General features: G+C 68.8%; 16 protein-coding genes. 10 read left to right on the forward strand and 6 right to left on the reverse strand.

Features of this window, described 5'->3' with window-relative positions; translation table 11 throughout:
* Positions 1-115: 115 nt before the first annotated feature.
* From ACAM58_RS18520 to ACAM58_RS18530, 3 genes are read left to right on the forward strand one after another with little or no spacing between them, the layout of a single operon-like run.
* Positions 116-889, forward strand: coding sequence for a 2Fe-2S iron-sulfur cluster-binding protein (locus ACAM58_RS18520; protein WP_369663244.1), 774 nt, complete (start codon positions 116-118; stop codon positions 887-889).
* Complete coding sequence (locus ACAM58_RS18525) at positions 886-1,878, forward strand: xanthine dehydrogenase family protein subunit M (protein ID WP_015866587.1); 993 nt, start codon at positions 886-888, stop codon at positions 1,876-1,878. Before ACAM58_RS18520 ends, ACAM58_RS18525 begins: the two co-directional genes overlap by 4 nt.
* Positions 1,875-4,052: a xanthine dehydrogenase family protein molybdopterin-binding subunit gene (locus ACAM58_RS18530; RefSeq protein WP_369663245.1), complete on the forward strand. Its 2,178-nt coding sequence runs from the start codon at positions 1,875-1,877 to the stop codon at positions 4,050-4,052. Before ACAM58_RS18525 ends, ACAM58_RS18530 begins: the two co-directional genes overlap by 4 nt.
* Before the next feature lie 104 nt (positions 4,053-4,156).
* Here the strand turns inward: ACAM58_RS18530 and ACAM58_RS18535 are convergent, their stop codons facing one another.
* The 3 genes from ACAM58_RS18535 to ACAM58_RS18545 all read right to left on the reverse strand — a co-directional run bounded on the left by ACAM58_RS18535 (position 4,157) and on the right by ACAM58_RS18545 (position 8,887).
* On the reverse strand, positions 4,157-5,089 hold the full coding sequence (locus ACAM58_RS18535; protein ID WP_369663246.1) for a dimethyl sulfoxide reductase anchor subunit family protein: 933 nt from the start codon (positions 5,087-5,089) through the stop codon (positions 4,157-4,159).
* Positions 5,090-5,093: 4 nt separating this feature from the next.
* Entirely contained in the window at positions 5,094-5,831 is a 738-nt protein-coding gene (locus ACAM58_RS18540; RefSeq protein WP_369663247.1) for a 4Fe-4S dicluster domain-containing protein, read from the reverse strand.
* A 110-nt stretch (positions 5,832-5,941) separates the two neighbouring features.
* Complete coding sequence (locus ACAM58_RS18545) at positions 5,942-8,887, reverse strand: molybdopterin-dependent oxidoreductase (RefSeq protein WP_369663248.1); 2,946 nt, start codon at positions 8,885-8,887, stop codon at positions 5,942-5,944.
* An 84-nt stretch (positions 8,888-8,971) separates the two neighbouring features.
* Here ACAM58_RS18545 and ACAM58_RS18550 point away from each other — a divergent pair, with 84 nt between their 5' ends.
* Positions 8,972-9,907 (forward strand): LysR family transcriptional regulator, encoded by a 936-nt coding sequence (locus ACAM58_RS18550; RefSeq protein WP_209536099.1) that lies wholly within the window; start codon positions 8,972-8,974, stop codon positions 9,905-9,907.
* Between the two features lie 16 nt (positions 9,908-9,923).
* On the opposite strand, the gene ACAM58_RS18555 is transcribed toward ACAM58_RS18550, so the two are convergent.
* Complete coding sequence (locus tag ACAM58_RS18555) at positions 9,924-10,694, reverse strand: GntR family transcriptional regulator (RefSeq protein ID WP_015866593.1); 771 nt, start codon at positions 10,692-10,694, stop codon at positions 9,924-9,926.
* Between the two features lie 126 nt (positions 10,695-10,820).
* Here ACAM58_RS18555 and ACAM58_RS18560 point away from each other — a divergent pair, with 126 nt between their 5' ends.
* Genes ACAM58_RS18560 through ACAM58_RS18580 form a run of 5 tightly spaced genes read left to right on the forward strand, consistent with a single transcriptional unit; the run spans position 10,821 to position 15,312 of the window.
* Positions 10,821-11,102, forward strand: a complete 282-nt coding sequence (locus ACAM58_RS18560) for a UxaA family hydrolase (protein ID WP_015866594.1) — start codon at positions 10,821-10,823, stop codon at positions 11,100-11,102.
* Between the two features lie 53 nt (positions 11,103-11,155).
* Positions 11,156-12,331, forward strand: a complete 1,176-nt coding sequence (locus ACAM58_RS18565; RefSeq protein WP_018905424.1) for a UxaA family hydrolase — start codon at positions 11,156-11,158, stop codon at positions 12,329-12,331.
* 25 nt (positions 12,332-12,356) lie between these two features.
* Positions 12,357-13,286, forward strand: coding sequence for a hydroxyacid dehydrogenase (locus ACAM58_RS18570; RefSeq protein WP_244883735.1), 930 nt, complete (start codon positions 12,357-12,359; stop codon positions 13,284-13,286).
* Entirely contained in the window at positions 13,283-14,284 is a 1,002-nt protein-coding gene (locus tag ACAM58_RS18575) for an Ldh family oxidoreductase (protein WP_369663249.1), read from the forward strand. The genes ACAM58_RS18570 and ACAM58_RS18575 overlap by 4 nt, the downstream gene beginning before the upstream one ends.
* A 35-nt stretch (positions 14,285-14,319) precedes the next feature.
* Entirely contained in the window at positions 14,320-15,312 is a 993-nt protein-coding gene (locus tag ACAM58_RS18580) for a Bug family tripartite tricarboxylate transporter substrate binding protein (protein WP_369663250.1), read from the forward strand.
* Here the strand turns inward: ACAM58_RS18580 and ACAM58_RS18585 are convergent.
* Positions 15,296-16,501 (reverse strand): acetate/propionate family kinase, encoded by a 1,206-nt coding sequence (locus tag ACAM58_RS18585; protein WP_369664499.1) that lies wholly within the window; start codon positions 16,499-16,501, stop codon positions 15,296-15,298. The two genes, ACAM58_RS18580 and ACAM58_RS18585, sit on opposite strands and share 17 nt — an antisense overlap.
* The gene (gene xsc, locus ACAM58_RS18590; protein ID WP_369663251.1) at positions 16,498-18,321 is read right to left on the reverse strand and encodes a sulfoacetaldehyde acetyltransferase; all 1,824 of its coding nucleotides are present in this window, start codon (positions 18,319-18,321) and stop codon (positions 16,498-16,500) included. The genes ACAM58_RS18585 and xsc overlap by 4 nt, the downstream gene beginning before the upstream one ends.
* Positions 18,322-18,479: 158 nt before the next feature.
* Here xsc and ACAM58_RS18595 point away from each other — a divergent pair, with 158 nt between their 5' ends.
* A complete protein-coding gene (locus tag ACAM58_RS18595; RefSeq protein WP_015866602.1) occupies positions 18,480-19,316 on the forward strand; it encodes an IclR family transcriptional regulator in 837 nt (278 codons plus the stop codon).
* The last annotated feature ends 7 nt before the right edge of the window (positions 19,317-19,323 follow it).

A 19,323-nucleotide genomic window follows, 5' to 3' on the forward strand; every position in this document is an offset into this window, starting at 1 on the left:
GCAACAAGCTATCGATAGCTAAGCTGGGGAATCGACGCCCCTCGACAGCGCACGGGCCACGCGCCGCGCGACGAGGCTCCTTCATCGATCGATCCATCCCCAGGTGCCACACACGATGACATCCCTCCTTTCCGATGAACGGCAGGCCGATGCCTTGCCTGACGACGATAACGACAACAGCAACCCTCTTCTCCCCTCACCCGCCGGCCAGCTGACCCGCCGTGCCTTCCTTGCGGAAAGCGGGACGACCGGCATCGCCGGCATCCTGGCGTCCGCGCCCATGGCGGCGTCTGTCGCATCGGCCGCGCAGGCGGATGCCAATGCAGCGCCGCCCTCTTCGTCTTCCATGGCCCTGGCCCTGCGCGTCAACGGCAAGCCGCATGTGCTGCAGGTCGATCCGCGCACGACCCTGCTCGACCTGCTGCGCGAGCAGATGGCGCTGCCGGGTACGAAGAAAGGCTGCGACCACGGCCAGTGCGGCGCGTGCACGGTGCTCGTCAATAACCGCCGCATCAATTCCTGCCTGGCGCTCGCGCTCTCGCATGATGGCGCGGACGTCACCACCATCGAGGGGCTGGCGCGCGGCAGCGAGCTGCATCCGATGCAGGCCGCCTTCATCAAGCACGACGGGTTCCAGTGCGGCTATTGCACCTCGGGGCAGATCTGCTCGGCCGTGGGCATGCTGCGCGAGGCCGAACAGGGCGCACCGAGCCATGTCACGACCGATGTGCGGCGCACCGGGCCGGTGGCGCAGCTGAGCGACGCCGAGATCCGCGAGCGCATGTCGGGCAACATCTGCCGCTGCGGCGCCTATCCCGGCATCGTGGCCGCGGTGCGCGAAGTGAGCCTGATGCCGCGCGCGGGCAACAGCCGAAGGAGCCGCGCATGAAGCCCTTTGCATTCACCCGCGCCACCGACGTGGACACGGCCGTTCGGGCGGCCACGCAGCCCGGCGCCCGGTTCCTGGCCGGCGGCACCAACATCGTCGACCTGATGAAGGAAGGCGTGGAAGCGCCCGATCAGCTGGTGGACATCAACCGCCTGCCGCTCGCGGCCATCGAGGCGCAACCTGGTGGCGGGCTTCGGCTGGGCGCGCTGGCGCGCAACAGCGACACGGCCAGCCACCCCGTGCTGCGCACGCGCTATCCGCTGGTGGCGCAGGCCATTCTTGCGGGCGCCTCGGGCCAGCTGCGCAACGCGGCCACCAACGGCGGCAACCTGCGCCAGCGCACGCGCTGTCCCTACTTCTACGACGTGACCCAGCCCTGCAACAAGCGCGAGCCGGGCACGGGCTGCAGCGCGCTGCAGGGCTTCAACCGCAACCACGCGGTGCTGGGCACCAGCGCGAAGTGCATCGCGAGCTATCCGGGCGACATGGCGCAGGCGCTGCACGCGCTCGATGCGGTGGTGCAGCTGCAGGGGCCCTCAGGCCGCAGGACCATTCCGATTGCGCAGTTCCACCGCCTGCCGGGCGAGACGCCCGAGCTCGATGCCAACCTGGCGCCCGGCGAGCTGATCACCGCCATCGACCTGCCGGCCGAAAGCGCCCGCTTCGCACAGCGCTCGCATTACCTGAAGGTGCGCGACCGCGCCAGCTATGCCTTTGCGCTGGTGTCGGTGGCGGCCGCGCTCGACATGGAGGGCAGCCGCATCCGGCAGGCGCGCATCTGCCTGGGCGGCGTGGCGCACATGCCCTGGCGCGCGCGCGGGGCCGAGGCGCTGCTGCAAGGCGCCGAGCCCAGCATGGCGCTGTTCCGCCAGGCGGCGGAGGCTGCGCTGGCCGGTGCCACGGGCTTCGAGCACAACCGTTTCAAGATCGAATTGGCCAGGCGAAGCATCGTGCGCGCGCTGGAAACCACGAGCAGGAGCACGGCATGAACAGGCAAGCGACTCCCTTCATCGGGCGGCCGGTCGACCGCGTGGACGGCCGCCTCAAGGTGACCGGCCAGGCGCGCTATGCGGCCGAGTTCTCGTACCCGGGGCTGGTGTACGGCGTTGCGCTGGGCAGCACCGTGGCGGCCGGGCGCGTGCGCGACATCGACACCGCGGCGGCGGAGCAATTGCCCGGTGTGCTGCTGGTGCTCACGCACAAGAACGTGCCCAAAATGGCGCCGCCCGCGCCCGAAACGCCGCAGAACCGCTTCACGCGCGCCACGCCGCTGCTGCAGGACACAGCCATTCACCACCACGGCCAGCTCATCGGCTTTGTGGTGGCCGAAACGCTCGAGCAGGCGCGCCATGCGGCCACGCTGGTGAAGGTGAGTTACGACGCGGCGCAGCCCCGCATCGGCTTCGACGCCAACGTCAAGAACGCCTATGCGCCGGCGGCCATCAACGCCGGCTACAAGACCGACACGCGGCGCGGCGACCTCGACCAGGGCCTGCGCGCCGCAGTGGGCACGGTCGATGCGGTCTACAACACGCCCATCGAGCACCACCATCCGATGGAGATGCACGCCACCGTGGCCGCATGGGAGGGCGACGACAAGGTCACGGTGCACCACTCGCTGCAGATGGTGAGCGATGCCGCCCCGGCCATTGCCGCCACCTTCGACATTCCGCGCGAGAACGTGCGCGTGGTGTGCCCGTTCGTGGGCGGCGGCTTCGGCAGCAAGATCCTCACGCGCGACAACGCGATGCTCACGGTGCTGGCCGCGCGCCTCGTGAAGCGGCCGGTCAAGCATGTGCTCACGCGGCAGCAGATGTTCATGGTGGTCGGCCTGCGCCAGCACAACCGCCAGCACATGCGCCTGGGTGCGGATGCGAGCGGCCGGCTCACGGGGCTGGGCCACGACACCGTCACCCACACTTCGGTGCACGAGGAGTTCGTCGAGCAGACCGGCGTCATCTCGCGAATGATGTACGAGGTGCCGAACTCTCAGGTCACCCACCGCGCTTTTCGCCTCAACGTGCAGACGCCGAAGTGGACCCGCGCACCGGGCGAGGCGCCCGGCAGCTTTGCGCTCGAATCGGCGATGGATGAACTCGCCGAGCAGCTGAAGATCGACCCCGTGGAACTGCGCGTGAGGAACGACGCCAGGACCGACCTCGACACGGACAAGCCCTTCGGCAGCCGCTCGCTCGTCGAATGCATGCGAATCGGCGCCGAGAAATTCGGCTGGAGCAATCGCAGCGCCATGCCGCGCAGCCGCAGGCAGGGCCACTGGCTCGTGGGCTACGGCATGAGCGCGGCATCGCGCGGCGCACCGCATCGCGGCGCCTCGGCCAACCTCTTGCTCACGCGCAGCGGCCGCGACGTGCGCGCGGTGGTGGAGATGTGCGCGACCGACCTCGGCACCGGCAGCTACACCGTCATTGCGCAGACCGCGGCCGAGACGCTGGGCCTGCCGCTCGACAAGGTGCAGGTGCGGCTCGGCGACTCGGCCCTGCCGCCCACGCCCGGTTCGGGCGGCTCCTGGGGCGCCAACACCTTCTGCACCGCGGCGCTCGCGGTCTGCGAAGCGGCCAAGCAGCAACTGCGCGAGAAGGTCAGCCTGCGCTTCGTGCGCGAACCCAGCGTGGCGGAGCTGCTGCAGGCGGCCCAGCTGAACGAATGGCGCGCCAGCAACACGGCCACGCCGGGCGCGGACATCGCCGCCTGGTCGCACTATGCCTTTGGTGCCAACTTTGCCGAAGTGTGGGTCGACGAAGACCTGGGGCTGGTGCGCGTGCCTCGCTACCTGGCGGTGATTGCGGCCGGGCGCATCCTCAACCCCAAGACCGCGGCATCGCAGATCATCGGGGGCGTCGTCTGGGGCATTGGCAACGCGTTGATGGAAGAGTCGGTGCTCGACGAGCGCAGCGGCCACTTCGTCACGCGCACGCTAGCCGACTACCACGTGCCCGTGAACGCGGACATCGGCGATGTGCAGGTGCACTTTGCGCCCGAAACCGACACCCGGGTCAACCGCATGGGCGTGAAGGGCGTGGGCGAGATCGGCATCACCAGCGTGGCCGCCGCCATTGCCAACGCGGTGTACAACGCCACCGGGCGCCGCGTGCGCGACCTGCCCATCACGCCCGACAAACTGCTGACGCCGATCCAGGCATGACGTGGGCGCGGCCGGTGATGACGCCCAACGGCATCGCGCTGTCGCCTGACGGCCGCACGCTTAGGGGGGCCTGTCCAGGCCTGAACGACGCCTTGGCCGGGTCTTCAGGACACCACCTGGTAGTACAGGTTCTGCGGGTGCTTCGCCTGCGCGAAGAAGAACCAGCGCTCCGCAAGCAGGCCGGGCGCCTGCACCAGCACCGCCAGCAGCCACGGCCACACGGCCCCGCCGGCAACGCCCCACAGCAGCAGCAGCGAAGGCAGCACGAAGGCCAGCAGCAGGAAACCGAGCTTCATGTTCCTGAGCGCGGCCAGCGTGGCACCATGAAAGAACTCGCGCGTGTTGAACGAGCCGGCCGACATGCCCATCGACTTTTGCACGAGCTTCCCGGCGCGGATGCCGGTGGCCGATTGCAAGGTCGACTTGTGGCGGATCGCCGCATTGCGCCTGAGCGCCCCGCTGCGTGCGGCCCATGCCGCGAGCGTGGCGGCGAGCGCGCAGGGCCCGAACAGCTGCACGAAACCTGTTTCGCCCGCCAGCGCCGCCATCGCACAGGCCAGCACCAGCCCCGACGACAGGCCAATGAGCGTGAAAGTGACGACGGTGAGCGGATGCGCCCATTCCTCGATGAAGCGCAGGCACGCATAGATCATGGCGGTGCAGTACCAGAGCGCGGCGGCGCCGCACAGCACCAGCACCGGCAACAGCCACGACCACGGCGCACCAGCGCCCAAGCGCAGCGACAGCCACCACAGCGCCACCAGCGCGATGAAGCCCGGCAGCACGATGACTTCGCGCGACATCCACGAGGTGCGCCACATCAGCACGGCGCGCCATGCGCGGCTCTTGCGGCCCAGGTGCATGAACGAGGCCGCGAGCCCGGCTGCGAGCAGCACTTCGGCCACGCCCAGTGCCAGCGCGAGAAAGCCGGGCGCGAGCGCGAGGCCCAGCAGCACTGCGAGCGCAAGCGCGACGACCAGGCCCTGCGCGGCGCCGGCCAGCGTGGTGAAGAAAAGAATGGAGAACGCGGGATGCATCGGGCTACTCCTGCGTTTCGATCGAAGGGGTGGTCTGCTGCGTGACGCGGCGCGGCAGGTACTGGTTGGCCGGGCTGGTTTCCCACTCGGGCATCAGCTGGTAGCCGCCGCGTTCGCGGATGGCCCTGGACACTTCGGAGTCCGGGTCCTTCACGTCGCCGAACAGGCGCGCGCCGGTGGGGCAGGCCTTGACGCAGGCGGGCTTGCGGTCTTCCTTGGGCAGGTGCTCGTCGTAGATGCGGTCGACGCAGAGCGTGCACTTGGTCATGACCTGGCGCTCCTCGTCGAGCTCGCGTGCGCCGTACGGGCAGGCCCATGCGCAGTACTTGCAGCCGATGCACTTGTCGTAGTCGACCAGCACGATGCCGTCTTCCTTGCGCTTGTAGCTGGCACCCGTGGGGCACACGGGCACGCAGGGCGGGTCTTCGCAGTGCAGGCAGCTCTTGGGGAAGTGAACCGTCTGCGTGGCCGGGAAGGTGCCGGCCTCGTAGGTCTGCACGCGGTTGAAGAAAGTGCCGGTGGGGCTGGCGCCGTAGGGCTGCGCATCCGCAAGCGGGCCGGCGCTGCCGGAGGTGTTCCACTGCTTGCACGAAGTGACGCAGGCATGGCAGCCGACGCAGACGTTGAGGTCGATGACGAGGGCGAGTTGCTTGGCGAGGGTTTCGCCCGGCTCGGCGCGCACGGATTGACTCCCTCTCCCGCTTGCGGGAGAGGGTTGGGGTGAGGGTGCAGCGGCCCGCATCACGGCACTGCTTCCAATGCCAGCGCCGCCGCCCTCACCCCAGCCCTCTCCCGGAGGGAGAGGGGGCAAGACCGAAGAAACCGGGGCCATCAAGTCCTTGAGCCACTGCATCATTTCTTCCCCCTCCCCGCAAAGTACGTCAGCACGCTCGCCGCCTTCCCCAGCACTCCCGGTGCGCTCGGCATGCTCGCCATCTGCGGAAAGCTTTCTTCCGGCTCGCCCGGTTCCGCGGGCCGTATGCGCACGCGCACGTCGTACCAGCCGGCCTGCCCCGTGACCGGATCCGAATTGCTGATGCGGCCGCTCGCGGTGCCTGCGCAAGGCAGTTCCTCGCTGATCAGGTGGTTGAGCAGGAAGCCCTTGCGCGCCTCGTCCGCACCCGGCGCCAGCTGCCATGCGCCATCGGCCTTGCCGATCGCGTTCCAGGTCCACACGGTGCCGGGCTCCACCGCCTCGCTGTAGCGCAGCATGCAGCGCACCTGGCCCCATTGGCTTTCGACCCAGCACCAGCCGCCATCGGCAATGCCCGCGGCCTGCGCGGTGAGCGGGTTCACGTGAAGATAGTTGTGGCTGTGGATCTGCCTGAGCCACGCGTTCTGTGAATCCCACGAGTGGTACATCGCCATCGGCCGCTGGGTGATGGCATTGAGCGGGTACGCATCGAGATCGGTCGAGGCCTCCTCGAGCGGCGGGTACCAGAAAGGCAGCGGATCGAAATACGTGTCGATGCGCTCGCGCAGTGCATCGGGCGGCTGCCGGCCCGGGCTCTTGCCCTGTGCGGCCAGGCGGAAGCTCTGCAGCGTGTCGGAGTACAGCGCCAGCTGCACCGGGTCGTTGCGCTGGCGCCAGCCCTTGTCCTTTGCAAAGTCGAGGTACTCGCGGTTCCAGTTGCGCATGTAGTGCATGGTCTCGGGCATGTGGTACTGGAACACGCAGTTGTTCTGTGCATACGCTTCCCACTGCTTGGGGTTGGGCTCGCCGCGCAGGTGCTCGGTGCCGTCCTTGCCGCGCCAGCCCATCAGAAAGCCGATGCCCGGCTGCGGCTGGAAGTTGACGACAAAGTCCGGATAGCCCGAAAACTTGCGCCCGCCCTCTGGCGTGGTGAAGGCCGGAAACTTCAGGCGCGAGGCCAGCTCGATCAGCACTTCCTGGAACGGCTTGCACTGGCCGGTGGGCGGCACCACCGGAATGCGCACCGAATCGACCGGCCCGTCGAATTCCGAGATCGGCCGGTCGAGCATGCTCATCACGTCGTGGCGCTCAAGGTAGGTGGTGTCGGGCAGCACCAGGTCGGCAAAGGCCACGGTCTCGCTCTGGAAGGCGTCGCACACCACCAGGAAGGGGATCATGTGCTCGCCCTTCTCGTCCTTGCGGTTGAGCATCTCGCGCACGGCCATGGTGTTCATGCTGGAGTTCCAGGCCATGTTGGCCATGAAGATCAGCAGCGTGTCGATGCGGTAGGGGTCGCCCTTGACCGCGTTGGTGATCACGTTGTGCATGAGCCCGTGCGCCGACAGCGGGTGCTCCCACGAGAACGCATGGTCGATGCGGATCGGCGAGCCGTCGGGGTTGATGGCCAGCTCTTCCGGGTTGGCCGGAAAGCCCAGCGGCGCGGCATTGAGCGGCGTGTTGGGCTGGATCATGCCGGGGTCGTTGAAGGCGCGGTAGTTGGGCACGATGTGGCGCGGGTACGGCGCCTTGTGGCGGAAGCCGCCGGGCGCGTCGATGGTGCCGAGCACGCTCATCAGCACCGCCAGCGCGCGCACGGTCTGGAAGCCGTTGGAATGCGCTGCGAGCCCGCGCATCGCGTGGAAGGCCACGGGCCGCGCCTGCGTGCTCGGGTGCTCCTTGCCCCAGGCATCGGCCCATGGAATGGGCAGCTCGAAGGCTTGCCTGAGCGCGGTCTCGCCCATCTCGCGCGCGAGCTTGCGGATGCGCTCGGCATCGATGCCGGTGATGGCCTCGGCCCACTCGGGCGTGCAGCTGGCCACGCGATCGCGCAGCAGCTGGAACGAGGGCGCGACGCGCGTGCCGTCGGCCAGCGTGTAGTGGCCCTCGAGCGCGGGATCGCAGCCGTCGGCAATGCCTTCGGGGTAGGCGTTCTTCACGCTGCCTTGGCTCAGGTCCCACACCAGCTTGTTGTGCGGATGGCGGCCATCGCCGGGCGGTCCGCGCGTGGGGTCCGGGTCGAAGGCGAACAGGCCCTGGCGCTCGCAGTCGTCCAGCACCACGAGCTGCGGCGCATTGGTGAAGCGCTTCAAGAAAGCGTGGTCGATCAGGTCGCTCGCGATCAGCTCATGCAGCAGCGCCATGAACAAGGCGCCGTCGGTGCCGGGCTTGATCGGAATCCACTCGTCCGCAATGGCCGAGTAGCCCGTGCGCACCGGGTTGATCGAGATGAAGCGTCCGCCCGCGCGCTTGAACTTGCTGATGGCGATCTTCATTGGGTTGCTGTGATGGTCCTCGGCCGTGCCGATCATCACGAACAGCTTGGCGCGGTCGAGGTCGGGCCCGCCGAATTCCCAGAAGCTGCCGCCGATGGTGTAGATCATTCCCGCGGCCATGTTGACCGAACAGAAGCCGCCGTGCGCCGCATAGTTGGGCGTGCCGAACTGGCGCGCGAACAGGCCCGTGAGCGCCTGCATCTGGTCGCGGCCCGTGAAGAGGGCGAACTTCTTCGGATCGGTCGCGCGGATCTTGCCGAGCCGCTCGGCCAGCATGTCGAAGGCGCGCTCCCAGCTGATGGGCTCGAACTCCCCGGCCCCGCGCTCGCTGCCGGCCTTGCGCAGCAGCGGCTGCGTCAGGCGCGCGGGCGACACCTGCTTCATGATGCCCGAGGAGCCCTTGGCGCAGATCACGCCCTTGTTCAGCGGATGCTCGGGGTTGCCGTCGATGTAGCGCACCTCCGGGCCATGCTCGCCTTCGCGCAGGTGCACGCGGATGCCGCAGCGGCAGGCGCACATGTAGCAGGTGGTGGTCTTGACCTGGGTGTCCGCCGTGGGCGTGGGGGCGGCGAGCGGATCGTGGACGGGCTCTCGGGACAGGAAACTGAACACTGGCGGTCCTTCGTTTTATTGTGCGGGGCTGCGCCGATGTTAGAGAGCATCGATCAAACGAAAAAGCGGAGAATATCGCTCACGATGACCGGAAAAACAGATCAGCAGCACACCGCGCAGCGGCTTCGGCTCAACCTGCGCCAGCTCGAGGTGTTCGTGGCCACGGCCCGGGGCGGCAGCACGCGCGCCGCGGCCGACCGCGTGGCGCGTTCGCAGTCGGCCGCGAGCAGCGCGCTGGCCGACCTGGAGTCATCCGTGGGCGCGCTGCTGTTCGACCGGCTCGGCCGCCGCCTGGTGCTCAACGAGAACGGCCGCGCGCTGCTGCCCAGGGCCCAGGCCCTGCTCGACCAGGCCGGCGAGGTGGAGGCGCTGTTCAGCGGCGAGCATGCGGCGCCGCTGCGCGTGGCGGCCAGCTTCACCATCGGCGAATACCTGCTGCCCGAGCGCGTGTCGCAATGGACGGCGCTGCATCCGCAGAGCCAGGTGCACCTGCACATTGCCAACACGCGCGACGTGATCGAGGCGGTGGCGGGGTTCGACGTGGATGTCGGCTTCATCGAGGGGCCGCAGACGCACCCCGACCTCGTGGTGCGGGCATGGCGCGAGGACGAGCTGGTGATCGTCGCTGCGCCGGGGCATCCGCTCGCCAGGCGCATTGCCACCCACCATCAGCTCTCGCAGGCCACCTGGGTGCTGCGCGAGCACGGCTCGGGCACGCGGCAGGTCACCGATGCGTGGCTGATCCAGAACCTGGAGCAGGTGCGCGTGGGCTTCGAGCTCGGCAGCACCGAGGCCATCAAGCGCGTGGTGGCTTCGGGCACCGGGCTGGCCTGCCTCTCGCGCTACACGGTGGCGCAGGCGCTGGAAGACGGCCATCTGATCGAGCTGCGCACGCGGCTGCCGGCCGGCATGCGGCGGCTGGCCACGGTGATGCACCGCGACAAGCTGCTGGGCCGCGCGACGGCGGATTTCCTGCGGCATTGCGGGGCGACCGTGCCGCGCATGCCGGCCGCGCGTTAGCCCCACGCGAACGCGCTCAGGCCGGCCGCGACAGCAGGTGCACGTATTCGTACTGCGCCGTGTTGATGGTCGACACGCGGTACTCCACCGGCTTGTCGCCGAAGGTGAGCGCGGTGCGCCGCACCTCCATCACCGGCGCGCCCGGCGCCACGCCCAGGATGCGCACCACGCTGCGGTCGGCCGCCATCGCGCGTGCGCGTTCGCGCGCCAGCGTCACGGTGATGCCGAACTCGGTCTGGTACAGGTGGTAGATGGTGCTCGGCCGCTCGCGAAAGCGCTTCTCGGTCAGGCCCTTGAAGAGCAGCGCCGGCAGCGTGAGCCGGTCGTGGATCACCGCCCGGCCCTGCAGCAGCAGCCGGTTGTCGATCTGGATGGCCGGCTCGCCGGTTCGCAGCCCCAGCGCCTGCGCCGGCTCCTCGTCCATGCGCATGCGCTCGAAGGCGACAAACTCCACCTGCGGCGCCTGCCTGAGGCCGTCGCTGCGCTCCACATGGAAGAACTGGAACATGAAGCGGTCGTCGTTGTGCACCGCCACGAAGGTACCGCGCCCCTGCCGCCGCACGAGGATGTGCTCGGCCACCAGGTCGTCGGTGGCGTGGCGCAGCGTGCCGATCGACACGCCGAGCGCCGCCGCCAGCTCGCTCTCGCTCGGCAGCACGCTGCCGGCCGCGCAGCGCCCCGACTCGATGGCGCGCAGCAGCGAGCGCTTGACGAGCCGGTAGAGCGGCGCGCCCGCCGACTCGGCGGGAATCGGTTCGAACGCGGAGATGTCTGTCGAGCGGGGCATGGCGCATTGTGGCGGCCGCATCGCGATTCATCCAAGTCATTCATATGACCTGTTTGACACGCGGAGACGCGCACTCGGACACTGGCCCGGCTGCAAATTCTCAGCGAGTCACAACAGGAGACAACGATGATTCATTTCGTTCTGCACGACGCGAAGGACACGGTCGCGGTCGTGGTGGTGGAAGGCGTCAAGGCCGGCATGTCGCTCAGCGGCTGGATCATGGACGAGGACCGCATGACCAGCGTCGATGCGCGCCAGGACATCCCGATCGGCCACAAGGTCGCGCTCAAGGACATGGCGCCCGGCGACACGGTGTGGAAGTACGGCATCGACATGGGCAAGGTGGTCGCGCCGATCAAGGCCGGCGAGCACGCGCACGTCCAGAACATCAAGACCAAGCGCTGGTAAGACACCGCCCCGCTTCGCCCACTTCCATTCCCCCACGAATCAGAAAGCACCGCATGTCCATCATTTCCAAAGACACCACCTTCCTCGGCTACCGCCGCGAAAACGGCCGCGTCGGCGTGCGCAACCACGTCATCATCCTGCCGCTGGACGACCTCTCCAACGCGGCCGCCGAAGCGGTGGCCCACAACATCAAGGGCGCGCTGGCCATTCCGCATCCCTACGGCCGCCTGCAGTTCGGCGCCGACCTGGAGCTGCATTTCCGCACGCTGATCGGCGCGGGCTGCAACCCGAACGTGGCGGCCGTCGTCGTCATCGGCATCGAGGACAGCTGGACGCAGAAGGTGGTCGACGGCATCGCCGCCACGGGCAAGCCGGTGGCCGGCTTCGGCATCGAGGGCCATGGCGACCACGACACCATCCTGCGCGCGAGCAAGGTGGCGCGCGAGTTCGTGCAGGTGGCCAGCGAGAAGCAGCGCGAGCCCTGCGGCATCCACGAGCTGTGGGTGTCCACCAAGTGCGGCGAGAGCGACACCACCTCGGGCTGCGGCTCCAACCCCACCGTGGGCAACGCCTTCGACAAGCTCTACGAGACCGGCAACACGCTGGTGTTCGGCGAGACCTCCGAGATCACCGGCGGCGAACGCATCGTGGCCGACCGCTGCCGCACGCCCGACGTGAAGGAACGCTTCATGTTCATGTTCAACCGCTACCAGGACATGATCAACCGCCACAAGACCAGCGACCTGTCGGACTCGCAGCCCACCAAGGGCAACATCGCGGGCGGCCTCACGACCATCGAGGAAAAGGCGCTCGGCAACATCCAGAAGATCGGAAAGAAGTGCATGGTGGACGGCGTGCTCGACAAGGCCGAGGTGCCCACCGGCCCGGGCCTGTGGTTCATGGACTCGTCCAGCGCGGCGGCCGAGATGGTCACGCTGTGCGCCGCATCGGGCTACGCGGTGCATTTCTTCCCCACGGGCCAGGGCAACGTGATCGGCAACCCGATCCTGCCGGTCATCAAGATCTGCGCCAACCCGCGCACGGTGCGGCTCATGAGCGAGCACGTCGACGTCGACACCTCGGGCCTGCTGCAGCGCGAGATGACGCTCGACCAGGCCGGCGACCAACTGCTCGAATGCATGCTGCGCACCGCCAACGGCCGGCTCACCGCGGCTGAAGCGCTGGGCCACCGCGAGTTCGTGCTGACGCGGCTGTACGAGTCGGCCTGACGGCGCCCGCGCGATGGCAGGCATCATGAAGCGGATAGTGATTGCGGAGTTCATGGACGCCGCCGCGGTTGCGCAGTTGCGCGAGCGGCACGACGTTCTCTACGACGTGGCGCTGGTGGACGACGGCGCCCGGCTCTACAAGGAAGCGAAGTGGGCCCATGCGCTCATCGTGCGCAACCGCACGCAGGTGCGCGGCGAACTGCTGGATGCACTCACGCAGTGCACGGTGGTGGGCCGGCTGGGCGTGGGCCTGGACAACATCGACGTGGCGGGCTGCGAAGCACGCGGCATCCGGGTGATTCCGGCCACGGGCGCCAATGCACTGAGCGTGGCCGAGTACGTGATCGCGAGCGCCATGCTGCTGCTGCGCGGCGCCTACGGCTCCACCGCCGCGGTGGCCGCGGGGCGCTGGCCGCGCAATGCGCTGTCGAACGGGCGCGAGCTCGCGGGCAAGACGCTCGGGCTGGTCGGCTTCGGTGCCATCGGGCAGCTGACGGCGCGGCTTGCGCAGGCGCTCGGCATGCGCACGGTGGCCTTCGACGCCATGATGGACGGCAGCCACCCCGCCTTCGCCGCCACGGGCACGCAGCCGCTGGGCCTCGATGCACTGGTGGCACAGGCCGACGTGGTGAGCCTGCACCTGCCGCTGGTGGACGGCACGCGCAACCTCTTCCATGCGCCGCGCATCGCGGCCATGAAGGGCGGCGCGGTGCTGGTCAACACCTCGCGCGGCGGCATCGTCGACGAAGCCGCCGTGGCGCTTGCGCTGCGCGAAGGCCGGCTCGGCGGTGCGGCGCTCGATGTGTTCGAGGCCGAGCCGCTCGCGGCCAGCCCGCATTTCGAGGGCTGCCCCAATCTGCTGCTGACACCGCACATCGCGGGCGTGACGGCCGAGTCGAACGAGCGCGTGAGCAGCCTCATTGCACAGAAGGTGCTGGAGGCGCTGGAACCATGACGATGCTGAGTCTTGAGAAAGCGCGGAGCGCCGTGGCCGCGGCCTTGCGCGCGGCCGGCGCGAACGAGGCAATGGCGGCGGCCGCCGCACGCGCCCTGGTGCTGGCCGAGGCGCAGGGCCTGGGCTCGCACGGCCTCTCCCGCGTGGCCCAGTACGCCACGCACCTGCGCAATGGCCGGGTGAATGGCAATGCCATGCCGGCGCTGCGCCGCCAGAAAGGCGCGGCCGCGCTGGTCGATGCGCACGAGGGCCTGGCCTTCGCTGCCTGCGAGATGGCCGTTGCCGAGGCCATCGGCCGCGCGCGCGACTTCGGCATTGCGATTGCGGGCGTCACGGACAGCCACCATTGCGGCGTGGTGGTCGACCATTTGCGGCCGGTGGCCGAAGCCGGCATGGTCGGGCTCGGCTTTGCCAACTCGCCGGCCGCGATGCCGGCGGCCGGCGGGCGCCATCCGATCTTCGGCACCAATCCGGTGGCGGCGATGTTCCCGCGCCGCGATGCGCTGCCGCTCGCCATCGACCTGAGCCTTTCGGAAGTGGCGCGCGGCAAGGTCATGGTGGCCGCGAAGCAAGGCAAGGCCATACCGATCGGCTGGGCCGTCGACCGCAACGGCCAGCCGACCACCGATGCACAGGCTGCGCTCGAAGGCTCGATGCTGCCCATTGGCGCGGCCACCAGCCCCAAGGGCGCGATGCTGGCGCTGGTGGTCGAGTTGCTGGTGACGGCGCTGATCGGTGCACAGTTCGGCTTCGAAGCGTCGAGCTTCTTCGAGGACGCCGGCAACCGGCCACGCATCGGCCAGGCCTTCATCGTCATCGACCCCGGCGCGCTCGCGGGATCTGCGGGCTACCTCGACCGCGTCGAGGTGCTGGTGGCCGAGATGCTGCGCGACGACGGCGTGCGCCTGCCCGGCGCGCGGCGCGAGGAACTGCGGCTGCGCGCCGAGGCAGAGGGCATCGAGGTGCCCGAGGCGCTGCTCGCGCAGTGGCGACGCTAGGCGCCACGACCCACACAACAACAGGAGACAACACGATGAAACGACGCGAATGGATGCAGGGAACCACCGCCCTGGCTGCGGCGGGATCGCTGGGCACGCTCATGCCGATGCTGGCCCGCGCGCAGGGCGGCGACTACCCCAAGCCGGACACCACGCTGCGCTACGTGGTGCCCTTTCCGCCGGGCGGCCTGACGGACGTGATGGCGCGGCAGATCGGCCAGCAGCTGGGCGAGCGCTGGAAGGTCAACGTGCTGGTGGACAACCGGCCCGGCGGCAACGGGCAGATCGGCGCCGACCTGGTGGCCAAGGCGCCGCCCGACGGCAACACGCTGCTCGCGGTCACGCTGACGCACGCGGCCAACGTCACGCTGTTTCCGAAGTCGCCGTTCAGCTTCCAGAAGGACCTGCGGCCGGTGGCGCTGCTGGCCGGCAGCCCGATGCTGATCGTGGTGCCCGTGGCCAGCCCCATCCAGGACATGAAGGGCCTCGTCGAGGCGGCGAAGGAGCGCAAGCTCAATGCCGGCTCCAGCGGCAACGGCACGCCGCCCCACCTGACGCTCGCGCTCTTCAACGACCTCAACAAGTCCAACATCCAGCACGTGCCCTACAAGGGCGGCGCTCCGTGCATCACCGACCTCATCGGCGGCCAGCTCGACGTGGTGTTCTCGAACATCCCGGAGTCGATTGCGCATGTGAAGGGCGGCAAGCTGCGCGCGCTCGCCATCGCAAGCAAGACCCGCTACCCCTTGCTGCCCGATGTGCCGACCACCGCCGAAGCCGGCATGCCCGCGCTGCAGGTCGAGAACTGGACCGGCATGATGGCGCCGGCCGGCATGCCCGATGCCGCGGTGCAGAAGCTGGGCGCGGAGGTGGTGAAGATCCTCGCGCAACCCGGCCTCGATGAACGCATGCGCCAGCAGGGCTTCGTGATCGATGCGCGCGGGCCGGACCGCTTTGGAGCGTTCCTGGCTGACGAGATCGCGCGCTGGGCGCACGTCATCAAGGCGGCGGCTATCCAGCCTGGCTGAGCCGCAGCAGCCGCGCGGTGTGCCGCGCGATCACGGCCTCTTCGTCGGTGCGCAGCACCCAGGCGCTGACGGTGCTCCCGGGCGTGGTGAGCCGCGCATGCCCTGCGCGGTTCGCCTCCGCATCGACGCGAAGGCCGAGCCAGCCGCACTGCAGAAGGATGCGCTCGCGCAGCGCGGCGGCGTTCTCGCCGATGCCGCCGGTGAACACGATGGCATCCACGCCGCGCAGCGCCGCAGCCAGGCTGCCCACGTGCTGCACCACCTGCTCGATGAAATGCGTGATGGCTTCGGCGGCAGCGGGCGCAGCCGAAGCCTCCAACTCGCGCATGTCGCTGGAAATTCCCGAGAGCCCCAGCAGGCCCGACTCGCGGAACAGCAGCTTCTCGACATCGTCCGCCGACATGCCCTGCGAGCGCATCAAATACAGCACCACGGCCGCATCGAGGTGCCCGCAGCGCGTGCCCATGGTGAGGCCGTCGAGCGGCGAGAAGCTCATCGTCGTGGCCACCGATCGGCCCTCGGCCATGCCGCACATCGATGCGCCGTTGCCCAGGTGCGCGACGATCACGCGCTGCCGTGCCAGCTGCGGCGCCAGTTGCGCGAACTGCGTCACGATCGATTCGTAGGACAGGCCGTGGAAGCCGTAGCGCCGCACGCCTGCATCGTGCAGCGCGCGCGGCAGCGCGAAGCGGCGGTTCACATCGGGCTGGCTGGCATGAAAGGCGGTGTCGAAGCACGCCACCTGCGGCACGCCGTCGAAAGCCTTCATGGCCGCGCGCACGCCCGCGAGGTTGTGCGGCTGGTGCAGCGGCGCAAGCGGCTCGAGCGCAGCCAGTTCGGCCAGCACCGCATCGTCGATGCGCACCGGCGCCACGAAGTTCGCGCCGCCATGCACGATGCGATGGCCGACCGCCGCGATGCGGCCGCCGTCGCCTTGTTGTGCATGCCATTCGAGCAGCGCGGCCAGCGCGCCCTGGTGCGAGCGGCTGTCGCCTTCCAGCGCCGCGTCGTGCAGCGTGCGCCCGTCGGCATCGCGCACGCGCAGCCGCGCCTTCAGCCCCGCGCCCAGGCCATCGGCCTGGCCCGACCAGCGGGCGGCAGGCAGCGCACCGCCCTCGGCCGGCGCCTCGAACAGCGCCACCTTGATCGACGACGACCCGGCGTTGAGGGTGAACAGCGAATCGGTCAGACGTAGTCCTTGTACTTGTCGAGGAAGCGCACCGGCTTGGACAGCGCATCGCGGCGGAATGGATCGCCGAGCTCGCGGGTGCACATGATCTCGATCACGCAGGTCTTCTTCTGGTTCATCTGCATGTCGATGGCCTTCTTCAGTGCCGGGCCCACGTCCTCGAGCCGGTCGACCACGATGCCCTCGGCGCCCATGGCCTTGGCAATGCCCGCGAAGCTCTCGCTCTCGAGCTCGCCCGCGACGAAGCGGCGGTTGTAGAAGTCGACCTGGTTCTTCTTCTCGGCGCCCCACTGGCGGTTGTGGAAGACCACGGCCGTCACCGGGATGTCATGCCGCACGGCGGTCATGATCTCGACCATGCTCATGCCCCAGGCGCCGTCGCCGGCATAGGCCACGGCCGGACGGTCGGGCGCCGCGCACTTGGCGCCGATCATGGTCGGCAGCGAGTAGCCGCAGTTGCCGAAGCTCATCGGCGCGAAGAAGCTCCTCGGCTCCTCGAAGCGCAGGTAGCTGTTGGCAATGGCGTTGATGTTGCCGATGTCGGTGGAGACCATCACGCGCGGCGGCATGGCCTTCTCGAGCTCGCGCAGCACCTGGCGCGGATGCAGGTAGGTGCCGCCGGTGGGCGTCTTCTCGCCCTTGGCCTCTTCGATGGCGTCGAGGCTGAATTGGTCGCGCTCGTGGGTCCACTCGTCGAGCTCCTTTTCCCATGCGGCTTTTTCGGCCTTGATCTTTTCGGCGCGCTGGGCCTTGGTGGCATCGCAGGCCAGGGTCTTGCCCTGCAGGCGCTTGAGCAGCTCATTGGCGGTGGCCTTGGCATCGCCGTGGATGCCGACGGTGATCTTCTTCACGAGGCCCAGGTTGGTGTGGTCGGCTTCCACCTGGATGATCTTCGCGTCCTTCGGCCAGTAGTCCATGCCGTGCTGCGGCAAGGTGCCGAAGGGGCCCATGCGCGAGCCGAGCGCCAGCACCACGTCGGCCTGCGCGATCAGCTTCATTGCGGCCTTGGAACCCTGGTAGCCGAGCGGGCCCGCGGCGAGCGGATGGCTCGCGGGGAACGAGTCGTTGCGCAGGTAGCCGTTGGCCACGGGCGCGCCCAGGCGCTCGGCCAGCGCCTTGCACTCTTCGACCGCATCGCCCATCACCACGCCGCCGCCCGAGAGGATGACCGGAAACTTGGCCGAGGCCAGCAGCTCGACGGCCGCATTCAAGCTGTTCTCGCCGCCCGCGCCGCGCTCCACGCGCATGGGCTTCGGGATCTCGGTGGTGATCTCGCCATAGAAATAGTCGCGCGGGATGTTGAGCTGCGTCGGGCCCATCTCGGAGATGGCGCGGTCGAAGCAGCGCGCCGTGTACTCGGCCATGCGCTTGGGGTTGTTCACATGGCCCTGGTACTTGGTGAACTCCTGGAACATCGGCAGCTGGTTGGCTTCCTGGAAGCCGCCCAGGCCCATGCCCATGGTGCCGGTCTCGGGCGTGATCATCACGACCGGGCTGTGCGCCCAGTAGGCGGCCGCGATGGCCGTCACGCAGTTGCTGATGCCGGGGCCGTTCTGGCCGATCACCACGCCGTGGCGGCCCGACACGCGCGCATAGCCGTCGGCCATGTGGGCGCCGCCCTGCTCGTGCACCACCGGGATCAGGCGGATGCCGGCGGGCGCGAAGATGTCCATCGCGTCCATGAAGGCCGAGCCCATGATGCCGAAGATGTCGGTCACGCCGTTGGCGACCATGGTTTCGACGAAGGCCTCGGAGGGCGTCATCTTCTGCACGCCGGCGACGGCTTCGCGGGTGGGTGCGGCGGGTTGCTTCTGGCTCATGGAAGGCGTCTCCTGAAGGGAATGGGGCGGTCGGCGGGTTTCAAAAGCCGGAACGGGTTGTTCCGATTTCTCTCCGGCGGAATATAGGACGGCAAGTCCTTGGCGTCAAACAATTTACAAAAACCGGTACGTCTTGTCTTGTTTTTTGTAAAAAGACTATGATCCGGCCCATGAAGATCGTCAAGGGGCCCACGCCCGAAACCCTGGAGCCGGCGCCGGGCGACACACCCACCATGCGCCTGTTCGGACTGCTCGAAGTCATGGCCGCCAAGGACCAGCGCTACTCGCTGCAGGGCCTGGTGGAAGAGACCGGCATGCCCAAGCCCACCCTGCACCGCATGCTCCAGCAGCTCGAAGGCGCAGGCCTGCTGCAGCGCGAGGGCGACGGCCGCCACTACGGCATCGGTACGCGGCTGCGGCGGCTGGCCGAGAACCTGCTGCTCAACGACAGCCTCCACGGTGCACGCCATACGGTGCTGCGTCAACTGGTGGAAGAAATCGGCGAGAGCTGCAACCTCACCGCGCTCTCGGGCAGCGAGGTGGTGTACCTCGACCGCGTGGAAACCGCCGCGCCGCTGCGCTTCTACCTGCACTCGGGCTCGCGCGTGCCGGTGCACTGCTCGGCCAGCGGCAAGATCTTTCTCGCGCAGATGAGCGCAGCGCAGCGCCGCCGCCTGCTCTCCAACGCGCCGCTGGAGCCCTACACGCCCCGCACGCTCACCGACCCCGACGCGCTCGAAAAGGAAGTGCAGCGCGTGCGCAAGGACGGCTACGCCATCGACAACGAAGAGTTCCTGCCCGGCCTGCTGTGCATTGCGGCGCTGGTGCCTTCGGGCGACGACGGCCCCTCGAACCTGTGCATCGCGGTGCAGGCGCCGGTCATGCGGCTCGATGCCGCGAAGGCGAAGGCGCTGCTGCCGGCATTGCAGCGTGCTGCCGAGGCGCTGAGCCGCATCGATGCCGACGCGGGCACCACCAGCCGCGCGCAGGCCTGATCCACTC

The sequence above is a fragment of the Variovorax sp. V116 genome (genome assembly GCF_041154435.1).
Lineage (GTDB): Bacteria > Pseudomonadota > Gammaproteobacteria > Burkholderiales > Burkholderiaceae_C > Variovorax > Variovorax paradoxus.

Excerpts from the sequence above, each read along its gene's own strand:
- ACAM58_RS18520 (WP_369663244.1), top strand. The coding sequence starts at position 116 with ATGACATCCCTCCTTTCCGATGAACGGCAGGCCGATGCCTTGCCTGAC.
- ACAM58_RS18525 (WP_015866587.1), top strand. The coding sequence starts at position 886 with ATGAAGCCCTTTGCATTCACCCGCGCCACCGACGTGGACACGGCCGTT.
- ACAM58_RS18530 (WP_369663245.1), top strand. The coding sequence starts at position 1,875 with ATGAACAGGCAAGCGACTCCCTTCATCGGGCGGCCGGTCGACCGCGTG.
- ACAM58_RS18535 (WP_369663246.1), bottom strand. The coding sequence starts at position 5,089 with ATGCATCCCGCGTTCTCCATTCTTTTCTTCACCACGCTGGCCGGCGCC.
- ACAM58_RS18540 (WP_369663247.1), bottom strand. The coding sequence starts at position 5,831 with ATGCGGGCCGCTGCACCCTCACCCCAACCCTCTCCCGCAAGCGGGAGA.
- ACAM58_RS18550 (WP_209536099.1), top strand. The coding sequence starts at position 8,972 with ATGACCGGAAAAACAGATCAGCAGCACACCGCGCAGCGGCTTCGGCTC.
- ACAM58_RS18555 (WP_015866593.1), bottom strand. The coding sequence starts at position 10,694 with ATGCCCCGCTCGACAGACATCTCCGCGTTCGAACCGATTCCCGCCGAG.
- ACAM58_RS18560 (WP_015866594.1), top strand. The coding sequence starts at position 10,821 with ATGATTCATTTCGTTCTGCACGACGCGAAGGACACGGTCGCGGTCGTG.
- ACAM58_RS18565 (WP_018905424.1), top strand. The coding sequence starts at position 11,156 with ATGTCCATCATTTCCAAAGACACCACCTTCCTCGGCTACCGCCGCGAA.
- ACAM58_RS18570 (WP_244883735.1), top strand. The coding sequence starts at position 12,357 with ATGAAGCGGATAGTGATTGCGGAGTTCATGGACGCCGCCGCGGTTGCG.
- ACAM58_RS18575 (WP_369663249.1), top strand. The coding sequence starts at position 13,283 with ATGACGATGCTGAGTCTTGAGAAAGCGCGGAGCGCCGTGGCCGCGGCC.
- ACAM58_RS18580 (WP_369663250.1), top strand. The coding sequence starts at position 14,320 with ATGAAACGACGCGAATGGATGCAGGGAACCACCGCCCTGGCTGCGGCG.
- xsc (WP_369663251.1), bottom strand. The coding sequence starts at position 18,321 with ATGAGCCAGAAGCAACCCGCCGCACCCACCCGCGAAGCCGTCGCCGGC.
- ACAM58_RS18595 (WP_015866602.1), top strand. The coding sequence starts at position 18,480 with ATGATCCGGCCCATGAAGATCGTCAAGGGGCCCACGCCCGAAACCCTG.